The organism is Pseudomonas lalkuanensis (assembly GCF_008807375.1).
Lineage (GTDB): Bacteria > Pseudomonadota > Gammaproteobacteria > Pseudomonadales > Pseudomonadaceae > Metapseudomonas > Metapseudomonas lalkuanensis.
The window spans coordinates 5,783,019-5,802,229 of the sequence record NZ_CP043311.1 but is presented as its reverse complement, the minus strand read 5'-3'; the positions used below and the strand labels follow the sequence as shown (position 1 = coordinate 5,802,229).

Sequence of the window (19,211 nt, the reverse complement as noted above, 5' to 3'; positions counted from 1 at the left end):
CTTTGTGGGAGCGAATTCATTCGCGAATGAATTCGCTCCCACAGAACAAGAAAGTGCCAGGCGATTCGCCGATCAGTTGCTGATCAAGCCGAGGATGCTCGCCTGGTAGGCGGCGACGAAGGTGTCGAAGTCGACTTCCGGCTCGGCTTCCAGGCGCGCCTGTTCGTCCAGGGACTGGCGGGCCATGGCCTCGAAGCGGTCATGGTCCTCGGTATCGAGCGGCCGGCTGCGGAAGTAGTCGGCATGCTGGCGGCTCTGGCGCAGGGCGAACTGGCTGAAGCTTTCGCCACGCTCGCGCATTTCGGCCAGTACCCGTGCCGACGGGGTCAGCTCCGGGTTGGCGACCTTGGCACGCTGGGCGGCCAGGGCCTCGGCGTGTTCCTGGCCACCCTGGGCGGCGTCCAGCACTTCGGCGGTGCGGGCGATGCGGTCGAGCAACTCATTGGCCCATTCGGTCAGGCTGGTGGTATGGCCGTGGCGCTGCAGTTGCAGGCCGGGACGGCGACCTTCCTTGACCACGCGCTGGAAGTTGTCGGTGGCGCTGCGGCATTCCTCGCCGGCCATCGGCGGGCTGTCCTGCAGGGCGCAGAACAACAGGAAGGCATCGAGGAAGCGCGCTTCGGTGAGGTCGATGCCCAGCGGCAGGAAGGGGTTGATGTCGAGGCAGCGCACTTCCACGTACTGCACGCCTCGGGCCATCAGTGCCTGGATCGGGCGTTCGCCGGTGTAGGTGACGCGTTTGGGGCGGATGCTCGAGTAGTACTCGTTCTCGATCTGGATGACGTTGGTGTTCAGTTGCACCCACTCGCCGTCCTGCTTGGTGCCGATCTCGGCATAGGGCGGGTAGGGCGTGGACACCGCCTGGCGCAGGCTCCCGAGATAGCTGTCGAGGCTGTTGTAGCAGGGGGTGAGGCCCGCCTGGGCGTTGTTCTGGTAGCCCAGGTCGCTCATCCGCAGGCTGGTGGCCCAGGGCAGGTAAAGGGTGTCGGCGTCCAGGCTGTCGAGGTCGTGCGGACGGCCGCGCAGGAAGCTCTTGTCCAGCGCCGGGGCGGCACCGAACAGGTACATCAGCAGCCAGCTGTAGCGGCGGAAGTTGCGGATCATCGCGATGTAGCGCGCCGACTGGTACTCGCGGTCGCTCTGCGGATCGCCTTCGGCCTGCTTGAGCAGCGGCCAGAGTGCCTCGGGCAGGGAATAGTTGTAGTGGATGCCGGCAATGCACTGCATGGTCTTGCCGTAACGCACGGCCAGGCCCTTGCGGTAGACGTACTTCAGACGGCCGATGGGCGAGGTGCCGTAGCGGGCGATGGGGATGTCTTCCTCCGCCGGCAGGCGGCAGGGCATGGACGGGCTCCAGAGCAGTTCGTCGCCGAGCTTGTCCAGGGTGAAGCGATGGATCTTCTCCAGGTCCGCCAGGGTCTGCGCCGGATCGGCCTCGGCCGGAGTGATGAACTCCAGCAGCGACTCGGAATAGTCCGTGGTGATCTGTGCATGGGTCAGGGCCGAGCCCAGGGCGGGGGAGTGTGGCGTCAGCGCCAGTTGGCCATTGCCGTCGACCCGCAGGCATTCACGCTCGATGCCGTGCAGGCACCGGGTGAGCAGGGGCAGGTTGGCGCGCTCGCCGAGCAAGGCCAGGCGGCGGGAAAGAAGATCGCTCAATTTGGAATCCTTCACGCGTCGGTCGCCCCAATATGGGGGTGGACCAAGCTGTCTACAAGAGGCGGACTTGGCCGCCGGCAGAAATACTTGTCCCGCCGGCGGTTCGCGTTGTCGCTTCGTCCAGAATAGAGCCTTGCCACCACCCCGCGATTACAGCTGAGCGAAGGTGCCTTGTCCCTTGGCGACCAGCTTGTCGCCCTGCAGTACGTCGGCTTCCACTACCAGCGTGCGTTTGCCGGCATGCAGCACCCGCGCCCTGCAGATCACCTCGCCCTCGGCCACCGGGCGGATGTAGTTGATCTTGCATTCCAGGGTGGCGCTGCGCCGGTCGAAGCCGTGGCTGCTGGAACAGGCCAGCCCCATGGCGATGTCCAGCAGGGAGAAGATCGCCCCGCCGTGCATCACCTGGCCACGGTTACGCAGGTGTTCGGCCATGGGCAGGCGTGCCTCGGCGACGCCCTCGCCCAGGCTCACAGCCTCGATGCCCAGCAACTGGCTGTAGTTGCTGCCTGTCTGCAGGTCGGCCAGGTCCATGGTCACTTCTTCTTGATCTGCTTGGCATTGGCGAACAGCGACGCCATGGCGCCGGTCGCCGGCGGAGCGCTGTTGCGCGGTGCGCTCTGCTGCTGACGGGACTGGCCGCCCTGGCGGGCACCGCCGCGCGGACCATCGACCTTCTCGCCGGGGGTGTCGCTCATGCGCATGGACAGACCCACGCGGTTACGCGGGATGTCGACTTCCATGACCTTCACGCGGACGATGTCGCCGGCCTTGACCACTTCGTACGGGTCCTTGACGAACTTCTCCGACAGCGCGGAGATGTGCACCAGGCCGTCCTGGTGGACGCCGATGTCGACGAAGGCGCCGAAGTTGGTGACGTTGGTCACCACGCCTTCCAGCGTCATGCCGGGCTTGAGGTCCTTGAGGCTTTCCACGCCTTCCTGGAACTCGGCGGTCTTGAACTCGGGACGCGGGTCGCGGCCGGGCTTGTCCAGCTCCTTGATGATGTCGGTGACAGTGGGCAGGCCGAAGGTCTCGTCGGTGAACTTGGCCGGGTCCAGGCGCTTGAGGAAGCCGGAATCGCCGATCAGCGAGCGGATGTCGCGGCCGGTGCCTTCCGCAATGCGCTGCACCAGCGGATAGGTTTCCGGGTGCACGGCGGAGGCGTCCAGCGGGTTGTCGCCGTTCATCACGCGAAGGAAGCCGGCGGCCTGCTCGAAGGTCTTCTCGCCCAGGCGGCTGACTTTCTTCAGTTCGTCGCGGGTCTTGAAGGCGCCATTGGCGTCGCGGTAGCTGACGATGTTCTGCGCCAGGGTGGCGTTGAGGCCGGAGATGCGCGCCAGCAGGGCTGCGGAGGCGGTGTTCACGTCCACGCCCACGGCGTTCACGCAGTCCTCGACCACGGCATCCAGGCTGCGCGCAAGCTGCACCTGGGACACGTCGTGCTGGTACTGGCCGACGCCGATGGATTTCGGGTCGATCTTCACCAGCTCGGCCAGCGGGTCCTGCAGGCGGCGGGCGATGGACACGGCGCCGCGCAGGGAGACGTCCAGGTCCGGGAATTCCCTGGCCGCCAGCTCGGAGGCGGAGTACACCGATGCGCCGGCCTCGCTGACCATGATCTTGGTCATTTTCAGGGCCGGGTATTTCTTGATCAGCTCGATGGCGAGCTTGTCGGTCTCACGGCTGGCGGTGCCGTTGCCGATGGCGATCAGGTCGACGCTGTGCCTGGCGCAGAGCTTGCCGAGGATGGCCAGGGTCTCGTCCCACTTGTTGTGCGGTACGTGGGGGTAGACGGTGGCGGTGTCCAGCAGTTTGCCAGTGGCATCGACCACGGCGACCTTGCAGCCGGTGCGCAGGCCCGGGTCCAGGCCCAGGGTGGCGCGCGGGCCGGCCGGCGCGGCCAGCAGCAGGTCGTGCAGGTTGCGGGCGAAGACGTTGATGGCTTCGCTTTCGGCGGCTTCGCGCAGCTCGCCCAGCAGGTCGGTTTCCAGATGGGTGTAGAGCTTGACCTTCCAGGTCCAGCGCACCACTTCGGACAGCCACTTGTCGCCGGCACGGCCCTGGTTGGCGATGCCGAAGCGCTCGCCGATCATCAGCTCGCAGGGATGCAGGGTGCCCGGCAGCTCTTCGCCGACCTTCAGGGCGATGCTCAGCACGCCTTCGTTGCGGCCACGGAAAATCGCCAGGGCGCGGTGCGAAGGCACGCCCTTGAGGTGTTCGTCGTGCTCGAAGTAGTCGCTGAACTTGGCGCCTTCCTGCTCCTTGCCGGCCACCAGGCGGGCACTGAGGGTGGCACTGTCCTTGAGGAAGCTGCGCAGGCTGGCGAGCAGGGTGGCATCTTCGGCGAAGCGCTCCATGAGGATGTACTTGGCGCCTTCGAGCACGGCCTTGACGTCGGCGAAGCCCTTTTCGGCGTCGATGAAACGCTCGGCTTCGGTTTCCGGGGCCAGGGACGGGTCGTTGAACAGCGCGTCGGCCAGTTCGCCGAGGCCGGCTTCCAGGGCGATCTGGCCCTTGGTGCGGCGCTTCTGCTTATAGGGCAGGTAAAGGTCTTCGAGGCGGGTCTTGGTGTCGGCGAGCTTGATCTCGCGTTCCAGCTCCGGAGTCAGTTTGCCTTGCTCGGTGATGCTGGCGAGGATCGCGCCGCGGCGATCTTCCATTTCGCGCAGGTAGCGCAGGCGTTCTTCCAGGGTACGCAGCTGGGTATCGTCGAGGCTGCCGGTGACTTCTTTCCGGTAACGGGCGATGAAGGGGACGGTAGAACCCTCGTCCAGCAGTTCCACGGCGGCGGCGACCTGTTGCGGGCGCACGCCCAGTTCTTCAGCGATGCGGTTGTTGATATCCATTGAAAACACCTGCATGGGCGGCAGCCCGGGTCGGGTCACGGCGGCTACCGCGGAAAAACAGACCGGCGAGCCAGGGCTCGCCGGTGATGAAAGGCGCCGCATTATAAACACCGAGTTTCCAAGGGTAGGGAACCGTTCGGGGAAAAATCTGCTAACAATGGGCAAGCCGCTGCGCGCTGCCGTCAGGCGATAATGCGCGGCTTGCACAACAGGAGAAAACATGAGCAGCAACCCGACCGCTGAAGGCGAAAAGATCCTCATAGTCGACGACGACGCCCGTCTGCGGCGCCTTCTTGAGCGCTTCCTCGACGAGCAGGGCTTCCGCGTGCGCGCCGTGGAGAACGTCGAGCAGATGGATCGCCTGCTGGCTCGCGAACTCTTCAACCTGGTGGTGCTGGACCTGATGCTCCCCGGCGAGGACGGCCTGTCGGCCTGCCGCCGCCTGCGCGCGTCCAACAACCAGGTGCCGATCATCATGCTCACCGCCAAGGGCGACGAGACGAGCCGCATTCAGGGCCTGGAACTGGGCGCCGACGACTACCTGGCCAAGCCGTTCAATCCCCGCGAACTGCTGGCGCGGATCAAGGCCGTGCTGCGTCGCCAGGCGCCGCAGGTGCCGGGCGCCCCGGCCAGCGAGGACGAAAGTGTCAGCTTCGGTGAGTACGAGTTGTCCCTGGCGACCCGCGAGCTGAAGAAAGGCGACGATGTGCAGATGCTCACCACCGGTGAGTTCGCCGTCCTCAAGGCGCTGGTCCAGCATGCCCGCGAGCCGCTGACCCGCGACAAACTGATGAACCTGGCCCGTGGCCGAGAGTGGGACGCCCTGGAGCGTTCCATCGACGTGCAGATTTCCCGTCTGCGCCGGCTGATCGAACCGGACCCTTCCAAGCCGCGCTATATCCAGACCGTCTGGGGCGTGGGCTACGTGTTCGTACCCGATGGCAACAAGTGAACGTGCGGCGGGTGTTCCCGCCGCCGGGCAACCCAGGGTGGTGATGCGCACCCCCTACTGGTTCCCGCAGAGCTTCTTCTCCCGCACCCTCTGGCTGGTGCTCATCGTCGTCCTGTTTTCCAAGGCGCTGACCCTGGTCTACCTGATGATGAACGAGGACGTGCTGGTGGACCGCCAGTACAGCCACGGTGCGGCGCTTACCCTGCGCGCCTACTGGGCGGCGAGCGAAGAAGAGCGTCACGACCTGGCCAAGGCAGCCGGGCTCAAGCGTGTCACCCGCGATGCCGTGCCTGCCAGCGAGCAGCACTGGCCCTACAGCGAAATCTTCCAGCGCCAGATGCAGGCCGAGCTCGGCCCTGGCACCGAGGTGCGTCTGCGCGCCCAGAGCCCGCCGGCGCTCTGGGTCCATGCCCCGGAGCTGGGCCCGGATTGGGTGCGCATCCCGCTTTATCCACATCCCCTGCGCGGCCAGCGTATCTGGAGCGTGCTCGGCTGGTTCCTCGGCATCGGCCTGCTCTCCACCGCCGCCGCCTGGATCTTCGTGCGCCAGCTCAACGCCCCGCTCAAGCGCCTCGTCTTCGCCGCCCGCCAGGTCGGCCAGGGCCGCAGCGTGCGCCTGCCGGTGAGCGACACACCGAGCGAGATGGCCGAGGTGTACCGTGCCTTCAACCAGATGGCCGAGGACGTCGAGCGCGGCGCCCGCGAGCGCGAGCTGATGCTGGCCGGCGTTTCCCATGACCTGCGCACACCGCTGACGCGCCTGCGCCTGTCCCTGGAGTTGATGTGCAACGACTCCGAGCTGACCGAAGACATGGTCCGCGACATCGAGGACATGGATGCCATCCTCGACCAGTTCCTCGCCTTCATCCGTGATGGCCGTGATGAGCGGGTGGAAGAACTGGACCTGGGCGAACTGGTGCACGAAGTGGTCGCTCCCTACAACCAGAAAGACGAACAGGTGCGCCTGTGCCTGGAACCGCTGCCGCCGTTCCCGTTGCGGCGGGTGTCGATCAAGCGCCTGCTGGCGAACCTGATCGAGAACGCGCTGCGATATGGCGGCAATGGCGTCGAGGTAGCGGCCTTCCTCGCGGGCGACAACGCCGCTCCCTACGTGGTGCTGAGCGTGCTGGACCGGGGCCAGGGCATCGACCCATCCGAGCTGCAGGACATCTTCAACCCCTTCATCCGTGGTGACCGCGCCCGTGGCGGCAAGGGCACCGGCCTGGGGCTTGCCATCGTGAAACGCATCGCCGCGCAGCACGGCGGCAGCGTCGAACTGCGCAACCGCTCCGGCGGCGGCCTGGAAGCCAGGGTCTGCCTGCCGTTGGGATTGTTGCTTCCCCGCGACGCTGTGTAGTGCTCGTGATAGCGCGCCGGACCATCGTCCGGCGCGCTTTCGTACAGAGCGGGATATCTCCGGCGCACCACTCGGGCGCCCTTTCCTGCGACTCCTTTGGTCACTGATTCGGACCTGCCATCGGTAGTGCTGTCAGGACGCCAGTCGTTCGGCGTACGCTAGCCCGGCGCTGGGCTATCCTCAGCTTGCGCACCGACATGAGGTCAGTATGCCAGCTGCTTCTTTCCGACTACCCCAATGGACCTGGTGGTTGCCTCTGCCGCTGCTGCATCTGGCCACCTGGATTTCCCTAGGTACCCAGGCTTCCAGTGGATTGGCCGTCTGGTACCTGCCCTTTGCCCTCGGCCTGGTGTTCTGCCTGTGGTGGGGCGCGCGGGTATTGCCCGCCATCTATTTCAACGCGCTGCTCAGCGTGCCCCTGTGGGACCTCAACTGGTACTGGGCGCCACTCTACGCCGTGCCGGAAACACTCAGCGTCGCCCTGGGCTGGTGGGCGCTCAGGCGTGCCGGCTGCCACGCTGACCTGCGCGACTTCCCCGAATTGCTGCGTTTCATGCTCTACGGCGTGCTGTTGCCGGTGAGTCTCTTGGTCTACGGCGAGCAGGCGGCGCTGACGCTGAGCCACAGCGCGGCGCGCGCGAGCTGGGGCAACTCCGCCCTGCTGGTCTGGCCCGGGGCGTGCCTGACCACCCTGGCCGTCAGCCTGCCACTGCTGACTTACCTCACGCCGCTGTTCAGCCGCCGTGGCTGGGTGCCGGAGCCGGTGGAGGCGCTGCCCGAGACCCTGCACCGACTGCCGCCCTGGCCATTGCTGCTGGTGCTGGCGCTGCTGATACCCTGGCTGCTGACCGTCGTGCCGCTGATCCTCACCTTGCCACCCATCGGCCTGATGATGCTCGGCCTGGGGCTGGTCTGGGGCTTTCCCGGTGCCCTCTGCGGTGCCGGCCTGACCGCCCTGACCGTGCTCGCCCTGCCGGCACTGCGCCAGTTCGATGGCGGCGCGCGCCTGGCCGAGCCGCAGTCGGGCGTCGAGCTCTATTTCAGCGTGCTGCTGCTGATGATGTCCGCCCTGCTGGTCGGACGCAGCCTGAGCGACCTGCGCCTGGCGCTGGCTCGCCGCGACGAGATGCAGAAGGAACTGGCCATGAGCAACCTGGCGCTGCAGGCCAGCCCCCTGGGGGTGACCATCATCGATGCGCGCCAGGCCGACCAGCCGTTGATCTACTGCAACCCGGCCTTCGAACAGATGAGCGGCTATTCGCGGGACGAGGCCCTGGGCAATCACTGGCGTTTCCTGCTCCATCACGACCGCAACCAGTCCGAGCTGCCGCGCCTGCAGGATGCATTGCAGCGTGGCGAACAGTGCCAGCTGGTGCTGCGTAACTATCGCAAGGACGGCAGCCTGTTCTGGAACGAGATCACCGTGGCGCCCATGCGTGACGCCCAGGGCATCAGCCATTTCGTCGCCCTGCAGCACGATGTCAGCGGCCGCGAGATGCTTTCCGAGGAACTGGACACCCGCCGCGACGAGTTGCTGCGCCAGACGCACCTGCTGAACCAGACAGAAGCCATCGCCGATATCGGCAGCTGGGTGCTGGAGATCGCCACACTGAAAATGGCCTGGAGCGAGGGCAGCTTCCGTATCTATGAACTGGACCCGGGCGCCGGCGCTCCCAGCCTCGGGCAGATGCTCAGCTACTTCGACCCGGCCAGCCGCTCGCTGCTGGAAGACACCCTGGAGCAGTGCCTGCGCAGCGCCGAGCCCTTCGACGTGGAGCTGCGCATCCAGGCCGCTCGCGGTACTCCGCGCTGGCTGCGGATCAAGGGCCTGGCCGAACACGATGGCGACCAGGTGATCCGCATCTACGGCGCCATGCTTGACCTGACCAGCCAGAAGCGCTCCGAGCGCCTGCAGCACGAGCGCGACAAGCACCTGCACCTGTTCTTCGAGGCGCCGTTGATCGGCATGGCCCTGTGCACCCCGGACCAACGCTGGGAAGAGGTCAACTACAAGCTCTGCAGCATCCTCGGCCGTTCCCGCGAACAGCTGCGCGGAGTCGACTGGATGAGCATGACGGTGGTCGAGGACCGCGCCGCCGAAGAGGCCCTGCTGGAGGAGGTGCGCAAGGGCGAACGTGATGGTTACGAGCTGGACAAGCGCTTCATGAAAGGCTCCGGCGGCACCGTGCACGCGCGGGTCAACGTGCGCGGCGTGCGTGACCTGGACGGCCAGCTCTACGCCTTGCTGGCGCTGGTGGAGGACATCAGTGCCCGGCACGAGGCCGAAGCGCGCTACCGGACCCTGGTGGAGCACGCGCCGGAAGCCATCCTGGTGTTCGATCCCCAGCACGGCATCGTCGAAGCCAACGAGAACGCCGCGCGCCTGTTCGGCATGTCCCGCGAGCTGCTGCACGGCCACATGCCCACCAGCTTCAGTCCGCCGCTGCAGGCCGATGGCCGCTCGTCGCGGGAACTGGGCAATGCCTATACCCGCGCCGCGCTCAAGGGCGACACGCCTACCTTCGACTGGCTGATGCGCGATGTGAACGGCCGTGTGCGTCCCTGCGAGGTGCGCCTGGTACGCTTGCCTGGCGAAGGCCGGCCTCTGATCCGCCTGAGCATCACCGACATTTCCGAGCGCCAGCGCTACCAGCGCGAGATCGAGCGCCTGGCCTACAGCGACGAACTTACCGGCCTGCCCAATCGCCGTCTGCTGCTCGACCGCCTGCAACACGCCATGGCCCGCGAGCAGCGCGAAGGTCGCTACGGCGCCTTGCTGTTCATCGACCTGGACCACTTCAAGACGGTCAACGACAGCCTCGGCCACCCGGTTGGCGATGCCTTGCTGCGGGAAGTCACCGCGCGCCTGGCCGGCTGCCTGCGCAACGAAGACACCCTGGCGCGGCTCGGCGGCGACGAGTTCGTGGTGCTGCTCGAAGCCTTGGCCGACAGCCCGGAGCAGGCCGGCAAGCTGGCCGCCGAGGTGGGCGACAAGCTGCTGCAGAGCCTGCACGGGAGTTACATCATCGGCGAGCACGAACTGGTGGTCAGCGCCAGCATCGGCATCGCCCTGCATCCCTTCATCGAGCAGGTCGCCGCTGACGTCCTCAAGCAGGCCGACACTGCCATGTACCGGGCCAAGCAGTCCGGGCGCAACGCCCTGCATTTCTTCGCGCCGGCAATGCAGGCGGCCATCGACCAGCGCCTGCAACTTCAGAGCGAACTGCGCCAGGCCATCGACCGCGGCCAGCTCAGCCTGGAGTTCCAGCCGCAACTGGCCCTGGCCGATGGCCGCGTGCTGGGCGCCGAGGCACTGATGCGCTGGCATCACCCCACGCGCGGCGACGTGCCGCCGGCGCAGTTCATTCCGCTCGCGGAAGAAACCGGCCTGATCCTCGAGCTCTCGGACTGGATGCTCGAACGTGCTTGCGCCTGCCTCGCCAACTGGCAGACCGACCTGCCGTGGCTGGTGCTGGCCATCAACGTCAGCCCGCGCGAGCTGCGCAAACCCGGTTTCGTCGAGCGCATCGAAAGCGCGCTCAAGCGCCATGGCGTTCCGCCCGGCCGGCTGGAGCTGGAAATTACCGAAGGCAGCCTGCTGGAAGAGGTGGAGCAGTGCATTTCCGCCATGCAGGCGCTCAAGTCGCTGGGCGTGCGTTTCGCCATCGACGATTTCGGCACGGGCTATTCATCCCTGGCCTATCTCAAGCGGCTGCCCCTGGACCGGCTGAAGATCGACCGCAGTTTCGTCGATGGCCTGGCCGTTGACGCAAGCGACCTGGCCCTGGTGGAAACCATCCTGGCCATCGGCCGCAACCTCGGCCTGGAATGCATTGCCGAAGGCATCGAGAGCGAAGAGCAACTGTCCATGCTGCGCCAGCGCGGCTGCGAACTGGGACAGGGCTATTTCTTCAGCCGGCCGCTGGACGAGGAAGGCTTCCGGGGATGGATACGCGACCGGGAAGGGCGGCAGGTGGTGGTGCAGAGCCTCTGAGCCGACGCATGTTCCTGTGGGGGCGATTTCAATCGCGAATGAATTCGCTCCCACCGGCCTCCCTGGCCGGGTGCCGGAACAACGCATGCTCCTGCATCGCAACGATCGGCTTGCAGCAGGAATCCCTGTCGTGGCTCCGCTGTTCAAGTTCAGCCCCGGCCCGGCCATCCTTGCCCGGTCGTTCGCCGGGGCACCGCATGCGTCGCCTTGTCGGGCTCACCCCTTGCCCTTGGTCCGGGTCGAATTGGGGCAGGCGTTCTTCTCCAGGTACTGGATGATGATGCCGGCCACGTCGTGCCCGGTGGTGGTCTCGATGCCTTCAAGACCAGGAGAGGAATTCACCTCCATCACCAGAGGACCGTGGTTGGAGCGCAGGATATCCACGCCCGCTACCGACAGTCCCATGACCTTGGCGGCGCGGATGGCGGTCATGCGTTCTTCCGGGGTGATCTTGATCAGGCTGGCGCTGCCGCCGCGATGCAGGTTTGAGCGGAATTCACCCGGCTTGGCCTGGCGCTTCATCGCCGCGATCACCTTGTCGCCCACCACGAAGCAGCGGATATCGGCGCCACCGGCCTCGCGGATGTACTCCTGCACCATGATGTTCTGCTTCAGGCCCATGAAGGCCTCGATCACCGATTCGGCCGCCTTCTCGGTCTCGCACAGCACCACGCCTATGCCCTGGGTGCCTTCCAGCACCTTGATCACCAGCGGCGCGCCGTTGACCATGCGGATCAGGTCGGGGATGTCATCGGGGGAGTGGGCGAAGCCGGTCACCGGCAGGCCGATGCCCTTGCGCGAGAGCAACTGCAGCGAGCGCAACTTGTCCCGCGAGCGGGTGATGGCCACCGATTCGTTGAGCGGGAATACCCCCATCATCTCGAACTGGCGCAACACGGCGCAGCCATAGAAAGTGACCGAGGCGCCGATCCGCGGGATCACCGCGTCGAAGCCCTCCAGTGGCTGGCCGCGGTAGTGGATCTGCGGCTTGTGACTGGCGATGTTCATATAGGCGCGCAGGGTGTCGATGACCACCATTTCATGGCCGCGCTGCTGGCCGGCCTCGACGAGGCGGCGAGTCGAATACAGGCGCGGATTGCGCGATAACACGGCGATTTTCATTGGGCACCCGGAAGGGAAAGAGTCGGTTTTTCCTGAACGTAGGTGAGCGCCGGGTTGACCACCAGTTGCGCCTGTACCAGGGCCTTGGAGCCCAGCAGTACGCGGTAGCGCATGGTCTTGCGGCAGGCCAGGGTGAACTCGATGGGCCAGACCCGGTCACCCAGCGCGAGCAGGGTGCGGATGACATAACGGGTCTGTGCCTGGCCGTTGGAGCTCTTTATGGTCTTCACCGAAACCACTTGCGCTTCGCAACGATGTCGCCGCTGCACCAGGGTGCCGAGGTGCGCGGTGAACCGGACCCACTTCTCGCCTTTCTTCTCGAAGGGGACGATGTCGCTGGCGTGCAGGGTGGAAGTGCTGGCCCCGGTATCGATCTTCGCGCGCAGGCCGACCATGCCGAGTTCTGGCAGGGCGATCCACTCGCGGAGTCCGATCACGGAGAGATGGTCGAAAGTCTTCAATGCAGGCTTTCCGGTAAAGTTGGCGCATTCTAGTGGGCCGATGTGACAACTGCATCTGGCCCTGGCTGAGCTTAGACCGGGCTGGCGAATGGGGCAGCCCGTGCAGGATGGAAACGAGTCATGCGTGCGAAAGAGAAAGACGACAAAGACGACGACAAGGTTCGCCTCGACAAGTGGCTGTGGGCCGCGCGCTTCTACAAGACCCGCGCCCTGGCCAAGGAAGCCATCGAGGGTGGCAAGGTCCACCATCACGGCGAGCGCTGCAAGCCGTCCAGGGAGCCCCGGGTCGGGGACGAATATGTGATCCGCACCGGTTTCGATGAACGCACTGTCGTCGTCCGCGCGCTTTCCGTGGTGCGTCGCGGTGCCCCCGAGGCGCAGACTCTCTACGAGGAAACTGCCGAGAGCCTGGCCAAGCGTGAAGAGGCGGCCGCCATGCGCAAGGCCGGCGCCCTGGGCATCCAGACCGATGGCCGGCCGACCAAGAAACAGCGGCGGCAGATTCATTTCCTGCGCGGCGGCCACGAATAGGGTCACAGCGAAGACCGGCCACTGCGGCCGGGTTTTCCATCGATAGAAAACACCCGCACCGGCGATAGACAACCGGCCCTTGGTCAGCCGGCGGATTTGCGCATAAAATCGCCAGCCTTTCGGCCAAATTGGCCCAAATGCAGCGAGTCCGGCATGTCCGATTTCACCCAACGTTTTCTGTTCGACGACACCGATGTGCGCGGCGAACTGGTCTCCCTCGGCGAAAGCTACGCCCACGTCCTGGCCAAGCATCCCTATCCGGAGCCGGTTGCCCAACTGCTCGGTGAAATGCTCGCCGCCGCGTCCCTGCTGGTCGGCACCCTGAAGTTCGACGGCCTGCTGGTGTTGCAGGCGCGCTCCTCCGGCGCGGTTCCATTGCTGATGGTGGAATGTTCCAGCGACCGCGAAGTGCGTGGCATCGCCCGTTACCACGCCAGCCAGGTCACCCCCGCCGCCGGCCTGCGCGAACTGATGCCCGAAGGTTCGCTGACCCTGACCGTGGACCCGAAGCAGGGCCAGCGCTACCAGGGCATCGTCGCCCTCGAGGGCGCCACCCTGGCCGAGTGCCTGTCCAGCTACTTCGACAATTCCCAGCAGTTGCCCACCCGCTTCTGGCTCAACGCTGATGGCCGCAATGCCCGTGGCATGCTGCTCCAGGCCCTGCCGGCGGACCGCCTGAAGGACCCTGAGTCCCGCGAGGCCAACTGGCAGCACCTGACCACCCTGGCCGACACCCTGACCGCCGAGGAACTGCTCGGCCTGGACAACGAAACCGTGCTGCACCGCCTCTATCATGAAGAAGCGGTACGCCTGTTCGATCCGCAGATCATCCATTTCCGCTGCAGCTGCTCGCGTCAGCGCTCGGCCAACGCGCTGGTCAGCCTGGGCAAGGACGATGCCCAAGCCCTGCTGCTGGAAAGCGGTGGCACCGTGGTGATTGATTGCCAGTTCTGCAATCAGCGCTATTCGTTCGACGCGGCGGACATCGCCCAGTTGTTCGCCGGTGGCGGGAGCGCCGCGCCGTCGGAGACGCGCCACTGAATATGTAGTGTGCCCATCGGGTCGCTGCGTGACCGGGGTGCGATTATCGGTCAGGAATATGCCCGGCTGACAGGAGGTTTCTACCCAAAGCGGGCTTTTCTGGCATAATCGCGCGCACTTTTTTCGCTGTAGGGGGTCGCAGTACCCACTACAAATCGTTTGGAGGACTCGGCTTTTCGCCGACGGGGAACCACATGACGCAAGCCAATAACGCCGTGTACACCGATATCAGCGCCGCGCAACTGGTCGAAGAGGCCATCCGCCGTGGCGAGGGTGAACTGGCCGCCAACGGTTCGTTGGTAGTGAAAACCGGTCACCGCACCGGCCGTTCTCCGGCAGATCGTTTCATCGTTCAAGAACCGAGCACCGACGCCAAGATCGCCTGGGGCAACATCAACCGTCCCTTCCCGGCGGACAAATTCGATGCACTTTGGGCGCGCGTTGAAGCTTATGTGACCGAACGTGAGCGTTTCGTCTCCCACGTGCACGTTGGCGCCGATCCCGAGCACTACCTGGCCGTCAAGATGACCACCGAGACCGCCTGGCACAACCTGTTCGGCCGTTGCCTGTTCATCAATCCGGAACAGTACAACCCGCAGTCCCGCCAGGAGTGGCAGATCCTCAACGCACCGAACTTCGTCTGCGAGCCGGAGCGTGACGGCACCAACTCCGATGGTTGCGTGATCCTCAACTTCGCCGCCAAGAAAGTCCTGATCGCCGGCATGCGCTACGCCGGTGAAATGAAGAAGGCCATGTTCTCCGTGCAGAACTTCCTGCTGCCGGAAAAAGACGTGCTGCCGATGCACTGCGCCGCCAACGTTGGCGAAGAAGGCGACACCACCCTGTTCTTCGGCCTGTCCGGCACCGGCAAGACCACCCTGTCCGCCGACCCGAGCCGTTACCTGATCGGTGACGACGAGCACGGCTGGGGCGTGGGCACCGTGTTCAACGTCGAAGGCGGCTGCTACGCCAAGTGCATCGACCTGTCCGAGAAGAACGAGCCGGTGATCTGGAAAGCCATCCAGTTCGGTGCCGTGCTGGAAAACGTGGTGCTGAACCCGGAAACCCGCGTACCCGACTACAGCGATGACAGCCTGACCCAGAACACCCGTGCCGCCTACCCGCTGCACCTGGTGGAGAAGCGCGTCGAGGCCAACCGTGCCGGCGAGCCGAACGCAGTGATCTTCCTGACCTGCGACCTGACCGGCGTGCTGCCGCCCGTTTCCATCCTGAACAACGAGCAGGCTGCCTACCACTTCCTGTCCGGCTACACCGCGCTGGTCGGTTCCACCGAAATGGGTTCCGGCGGCGGCATCAAGTCCACTTTCTCCACCTGCTTCGGCGCGCCGTTCTTCCCGCGTCCGGCTGGCGAGTACGCTGAGCTGCTGATCAAGCGTATCCAGGGCTTCGGCTCCAAGGTCTACCTGGTCAACACCGGCTGGACCGGCGGTGGCTACGGCGTTGGCAAGCGCTTCAACATCCCGACTACCCGCGGTGTGATCGCTGCCATCCAGAGCGGTGCCCTGATCGGTGCCGAGACCGAGCACCTGGACACCATCAACCTGGACGTGCCGAAGGCCGTTCCGGGCGTCGACACCAACCTGCTCAACCCGCGCAACACCTGGGCTGACAAGGCTGCCTACGACGAAGCTGCCAAGGCCCTGGCCGCGCAGTTCATCGAGAACTTCAAGAAGTTCGACGTTTCCGACGCCATCAAGAACGCCGGCCCGCAGCTCTAAGCCGCACCGCGTCCTTGCGAAGAAGCCGCCTCCGGGCGGCTTTTTTATTGGCCGACGCGTCGAAGCACTTGGGGTGGATGTCGCTGTTTACATCCACCGTCGGCGCCCGGCCTGGCCTCGATGGCGGGTCGATGAAGCGTGACCCCCCCTACGACCGCACCGAGCCGTACCATTCGCACCGGAGTTCCGGATTCGTCCCGCCCATTTGGCGCACCGAGGCGGTGTGCTTCGGGTCCATGATCAATGCCCCATCAAAGGAGTGATCCCCATGCCCGCAACCAGCCTCGCCAGGGTGTTCGGTTACGACCATTTCCGTCCCGGCCAGGAAGCCGCCATTTCCGCCGTGCTGGCGGGCCGCTCGACCGCCGCCATCTTTCCCACCGGTTCCGGCAAGTCGTTGTGCTACCAGTTGCCGGCCCTGCACCTGCCGCACCTGACCCTGGTGGTGTCGCCGCTGCTGGCGCTGATGCAGGACCAACTGGCCTTCCTCGCCCGTCACGGCATCGCCGCGGCCAGCATCGACTCGGCGCAGAGCCGCGAAGAGGCTGCCGAAGTCATGGCGCGGGCGCGCGCTGGTGAGCTGAAGATCCTGATGATTTCCGTCGAGCGCCTGAAGAACGAGCGCTTTCGCGGATTCATCCAGCAGGTGCCGATCTCGCTGCTGGTGGTGGACGAGGCCCACTGCATTTCCGAGTGGGGGCACAACTTCCGCCCCGACTATCTCAAGCTTCCCGAGTACCAGCGCCAGTTTGGCATCCCTCAGGTGCTGCTGCTGACCGCCACGGCGACGCCGACGGTGATCGCCGACATGCAGCGCAAGTTCGCCATCGCCGATGCCGATGTCATCACCACCGGCTTCTACCGCCCCAACCTCAACCTGCTGGTGGAGCCGGTGGCCGGTGCGGGCAAGCTGGACCGGTTGGCGAGCTGGCTGGGCGATCGCGCCGGGCAGCCGGCCATCGTCTACGTCACCCTGCAGAAAACCGCCGAAGACGTGGCCGCCTGGCTGACCGAGCGCGGCGTCGCCGCCAGCGCCTATCACGCCGGGATGGCCCATGAGGAGCGTGAGGCGCTGCAGCGCCGGTTCATGGCCGGCGAGGTGAATGTGATGGTCGCCACCATTGCCTTCGGCATGGGCATCGACAAGAGCGACATCCGCCAGGTGGTGCATTACGACCTGCCCAAGTCGGTGGAAAACTACAGCCAGGAAATCGGCCGCGCGGGGCGCGACGGCCAGCCCTCGGACTGCCTGGTGCTGGCCAACCGCGACAGCCTCAACGTGCTGGAAAACTTCGTCTATGGCGATACGCCGGAGCTGTCCGGCATCCGCCTGGTGCTGGCGGAGCTGAAGGCGGCAGGGCAGGGTGGGGACCGCTGGGAGCTGATGCTCGGCGCGCTCTCCGACCAGAGCAACATCCGCCAGCTGCCCCTCAAGACCTTGCTGGTGCAGCTGGAGCTGCGCGGCATCATCGCACCGCTCTACGCCTACTTCGCCGAGTACCGTTTCAAGCACCTGCTGGCGCCTGAAGCCCTGGTGGAGCAGTTCGACGGTGAGCGTCGCCAGTTCGTCGACGCCATGCTGCGCACCTCCACCCGCGCTCGCACCTGGTGCACCGTGGATTTCGACCGTCTCTATCGCGAGTACAACGCCGAGCGCGGCCGCGTGGTGAAGGCCCTGGATTACTTCCAGGAACGGGGCTGGATCGAGTTGGAAAGCAAGCAGATGACCGAGGTCTACGCCTTGCAGAAACCCGACTTCGAGCCGGAAGCCCTTGCCGTCGAACTGCATCGTTACTTCCGCCAGCAGGAAGACAGCGAAATCGCACGCATCCAGGCGATGCTGCAGCTGTTCTCCAGCGATAGCTGCCTCAGTGCGCGGCTTGCCCGCTATTTCGGCGACCACGAGGTGCCCGAACGCTGCGGCCACTGCTCGGTATGCCAGGGCCGCGTGGCGCGCCTGCCGGCGCCGCCAGCATTGGCGCCCCTGGCGCAGCGGAGCTTCGGCACCCTGTGTGGCGGCTTCAGCCAGCGCTACCTGGAATCGCGCGGCGAGCCGCCCAGCGCCGAATGCCTGACCCGCCTGCTCTGTGGCATCAGCGCACCACTCTTCACCCGGCTCAGGGCGCGCAGCCTGCCTGGTTTCGCTGCATTGGAGGCCTATCCCTACGCCGAGGTGCGTGCATGGGTAAGCCAACAGCTGGGCTTGTAGGGGCGAATGAATTGGCTCTGTCTGTAACGTCATGAGTCAGGCTGCTTGCCGAGTTCTGCGGACGTTTCTGGTTCCGCCTTCCCAGGCGAGTCCCTTTTTCAAACGTCGGAATGCCGCCCACAAAAAGGAACCCAAAGGCTTGCCCCTGCATCCAGGTTTGGCTTCGCCAAACGCCCCTCGCTCCATCGTTGCGCCGGGTGCTCGCCTCTCGCGATATCCATGCCGCTCGTTCCCCTGACTCGCTGCGCTCGCCCTTCGGCTGTTACTTCGCTCCGCTGCGTTTTACAACGATTCCGCCCGGCCTCCCGAAGGGGCGCAGTCGCTGCTCCAACGCTTCTGCCCGGTATCAGGCCCGTATGGGTTTCAGGATTGCTATAGCCGCACCGGCGCGAGTCACTCCTCGTCCTCTGGGAGAGGGGCCGGGGGTGAGGGTTGTGTTAGGCCGGCGCGGAAGCCTGAAAGGCCTGCCCCTGGATGCCGAAGGACCGCTTCGCGGTCCTTGGCGAATGAGTTCGCCCCTACAGGAAAAACCAGCCCCTCGGAAGGTCGGGCCAAACGGATTTTTTGATCGATTGAATCGTTAATCAGTGTTGGAAGCCGACCTCCCGGCTGCTTAGGATGGCGCTACTTTCAATCTCGCCTCTCCCAAGGATTCCTGCATGCACATTGACGACGCCATCCGCAGCCGCCGGGCCATCAAGAACTACGACACCCGCTACAGCATGAGCCGCGAGGACAAGGACGCCCTGCTGGAGCTGGCCCTGCTCGCACCCACCGCCTTCAACCTGCAGCACGTGCGCCTGGTGGAAGTCAGCGACCCGGCCCTGCGCCAGCGCATTCGCGATGTGGCCTGGGACCAGGCGCAGGTGACCGAGGCCGCGATGCTGGTGATCATCTGCGCCCGCCTCGATGCCTGGGAGCAGGATTCCGCCCGTGTCTGGGCCGAAGCCCCGCAGCCGGTGCAGGAGTTCATGGCAGGCGCCATCGACACCTACTACCGCGGCAAGCCGCAGGTGCAGCGTGATGAAGTGATGCGCAGCTGTGGCCTGGTGGCCCAGACCCTGATGCTCGCTGCGCGTGGCAAGGGCCTGGACAGCTGCCCCATGGATGGCTTCGATTTCGACGCTGTGGCCGACCTGATCCGCCTGCCGGAGAACCACGCCATCGGCCTGATGGTCGCCGTCGGCAAGCAGACCGCGCCGGCCCGGCCGCGCATCGGCAAGCTGGCCTTCGACGAGGCGGTGATCCGCGACCAGTTCTGACTTTTCCCGCTGCCTGTGGGAGCGATTTCAATCGC

The 19,211-nt window shown here is 65.5% G+C and carries 13 protein-coding genes; 8 read left to right on the top strand and 5 right to left on the bottom strand.

All coding sequences use genetic code 11. The features are described from left to right. Positions 1 to 72 precede the first annotated feature (72 nt). The 3 genes from gshA to FXN65_RS26610 form a co-directional block, all read right to left on the bottom strand. Positions 73 to 1,659: a glutamate--cysteine ligase gene (gene gshA / locus FXN65_RS26620; protein ID WP_151138168.1), complete on the bottom strand. Its 1,587-nt coding sequence runs from the start codon at positions 1,657 to 1,659 to the stop codon at positions 73 to 75. 150 nt (positions 1,660 to 1,809) lie between these two features. Beyond that, positions 1,810 to 2,193 (bottom strand): PaaI family thioesterase, encoded by a 384-nt coding sequence (locus FXN65_RS26615; protein WP_151138165.1) that lies wholly within the window; start codon positions 2,191 to 2,193, stop codon positions 1,810 to 1,812. Positions 2,194 to 2,195: 2 nt separating this feature from the next. Then, complete coding sequence (locus FXN65_RS26610) at positions 2,196 to 4,508, bottom strand: Tex family protein (protein WP_151138163.1); 2,313 nt, start codon at positions 4,506 to 4,508, stop codon at positions 2,196 to 2,198. A gap of 220 nt (positions 4,509 to 4,728) precedes the next feature. Between FXN65_RS26610 and ompR the strand changes: the two genes are divergently transcribed. The 3 genes from ompR (at position 4,729) to FXN65_RS26595 (ending at position 10,811) form a co-directional block, all read left to right on the top strand. Next, entirely contained in the window at positions 4,729 to 5,460 is a 732-nt protein-coding gene (gene ompR, locus FXN65_RS26605; protein ID WP_120654036.1) for an osmolarity response regulator transcription factor OmpR, read from the top strand. Positions 5,461 to 5,503: 43 nt separating this feature from the next. Then, on the top strand, positions 5,504 to 6,817 hold the full coding sequence (locus tag FXN65_RS26600) for an ATP-binding protein (RefSeq protein ID WP_151138983.1): 1,314 nt from the start codon (positions 5,504 to 5,506) through the stop codon (positions 6,815 to 6,817). 208 nt (positions 6,818 to 7,025) lie between these two features. Then, positions 7,026 to 10,811: a bifunctional diguanylate cyclase/phosphodiesterase gene (locus FXN65_RS26595; RefSeq protein WP_151138161.1), complete on the top strand. Its 3,786-nt coding sequence runs from the start codon at positions 7,026 to 7,028 to the stop codon at positions 10,809 to 10,811. Positions 10,812 to 11,027: 216 nt separating this feature from the next. On the opposite strand, the gene rimK is transcribed toward FXN65_RS26595, so the two are convergent. Further along, positions 11,028 to 11,933, bottom strand: a complete 906-nt coding sequence (gene rimK / locus FXN65_RS26590; RefSeq protein ID WP_151138159.1) for a 30S ribosomal protein S6--L-glutamate ligase — start codon at positions 11,931 to 11,933, stop codon at positions 11,028 to 11,030. Continuing rightward, complete coding sequence (gene rimB, locus FXN65_RS26585) at positions 11,930 to 12,394, bottom strand: retropepsin-like aspartic endopeptidase RimB (RefSeq protein ID WP_151138156.1); 465 nt, start codon at positions 12,392 to 12,394, stop codon at positions 11,930 to 11,932. The genes rimK and rimB overlap by 4 nt, the downstream gene beginning before the upstream one ends. Positions 12,395 to 12,514: 120 nt before the next feature. Here rimB and FXN65_RS26580 point away from each other — a divergent pair, with 120 nt between their 5' ends. The 5 genes from FXN65_RS26580 to FXN65_RS26560 all read left to right on the top strand — a co-directional run bounded on the left by FXN65_RS26580 (position 12,515) and on the right by FXN65_RS26560 (position 19,176). Beyond that, on the top strand, positions 12,515 to 12,925 hold the full coding sequence (locus FXN65_RS26580; RefSeq protein WP_151138153.1) for an RNA-binding S4 domain-containing protein: 411 nt from the start codon (positions 12,515 to 12,517) through the stop codon (positions 12,923 to 12,925). Positions 12,926 to 13,078: 153 nt separating this feature from the next. Next, positions 13,079 to 13,966, top strand: a complete 888-nt coding sequence (gene hslO / locus FXN65_RS26575; RefSeq protein WP_151138150.1) for an Hsp33 family molecular chaperone HslO — start codon at positions 13,079 to 13,081, stop codon at positions 13,964 to 13,966. 194 nt (positions 13,967 to 14,160) lie between these two features. Further along, positions 14,161 to 15,705 (top strand): phosphoenolpyruvate carboxykinase, encoded by a 1,545-nt coding sequence (locus FXN65_RS26570; RefSeq protein ID WP_151138148.1) that lies wholly within the window; start codon positions 14,161 to 14,163, stop codon positions 15,703 to 15,705. A 268-nt stretch (positions 15,706 to 15,973) separates the two neighbouring features. Beyond that, positions 15,974 to 17,914 (top strand): RecQ family ATP-dependent DNA helicase, encoded by a 1,941-nt coding sequence (locus FXN65_RS26565; RefSeq protein WP_151138146.1) that lies wholly within the window; start codon positions 15,974 to 15,976, stop codon positions 17,912 to 17,914. 659 nt (positions 17,915 to 18,573) lie between these two features. After that, positions 18,574 to 19,176: a nitroreductase family protein gene (locus FXN65_RS26560; RefSeq protein ID WP_151138143.1), complete on the top strand. Its 603-nt coding sequence runs from the start codon at positions 18,574 to 18,576 to the stop codon at positions 19,174 to 19,176. Positions 19,177 to 19,211: the final 35 nt, after the last annotated feature.

What these genes read in the sequence shown, in the direction of transcription:
- FXN65_RS26560 (WP_151138143.1), top strand. Translation starts at nt 18,574, where the DNA reads ATGCACATTGACGACGCCATCCGCAGCCGCCGGGCCATCAAGAACTAC.
- FXN65_RS26565 (WP_151138146.1), top strand. Translation starts at nt 15,974, where the DNA reads ATGCCCGCAACCAGCCTCGCCAGGGTGTTCGGTTACGACCATTTCCGT.
- FXN65_RS26570 (WP_151138148.1), top strand. Translation starts at nt 14,161, where the DNA reads ATGACGCAAGCCAATAACGCCGTGTACACCGATATCAGCGCCGCGCAA.
- hslO (WP_151138150.1), top strand. Translation starts at nt 13,079, where the DNA reads ATGTCCGATTTCACCCAACGTTTTCTGTTCGACGACACCGATGTGCGC.
- FXN65_RS26615 (WP_151138165.1), bottom strand. Translation starts at nt 2,193, where the DNA reads ATGGACCTGGCCGACCTGCAGACAGGCAGCAACTACAGCCAGTTGCTG.
- FXN65_RS26580 (WP_151138153.1), top strand. Translation starts at nt 12,515, where the DNA reads ATGCGTGCGAAAGAGAAAGACGACAAAGACGACGACAAGGTTCGCCTC.
- rimK (WP_151138159.1), bottom strand. Translation starts at nt 11,933, where the DNA reads ATGAAAATCGCCGTGTTATCGCGCAATCCGCGCCTGTATTCGACTCGC.
- FXN65_RS26610 (WP_151138163.1), bottom strand. Translation starts at nt 4,508, where the DNA reads ATGGATATCAACAACCGCATCGCTGAAGAACTGGGCGTGCGCCCGCAA.
- FXN65_RS26595 (WP_151138161.1), top strand. Translation starts at nt 7,026, where the DNA reads ATGCCAGCTGCTTCTTTCCGACTACCCCAATGGACCTGGTGGTTGCCT.
- ompR (WP_120654036.1), top strand. Translation starts at nt 4,729, where the DNA reads ATGAGCAGCAACCCGACCGCTGAAGGCGAAAAGATCCTCATAGTCGAC.
- FXN65_RS26600 (WP_151138983.1), top strand. Translation starts at nt 5,504, where the DNA reads ATGCGCACCCCCTACTGGTTCCCGCAGAGCTTCTTCTCCCGCACCCTC.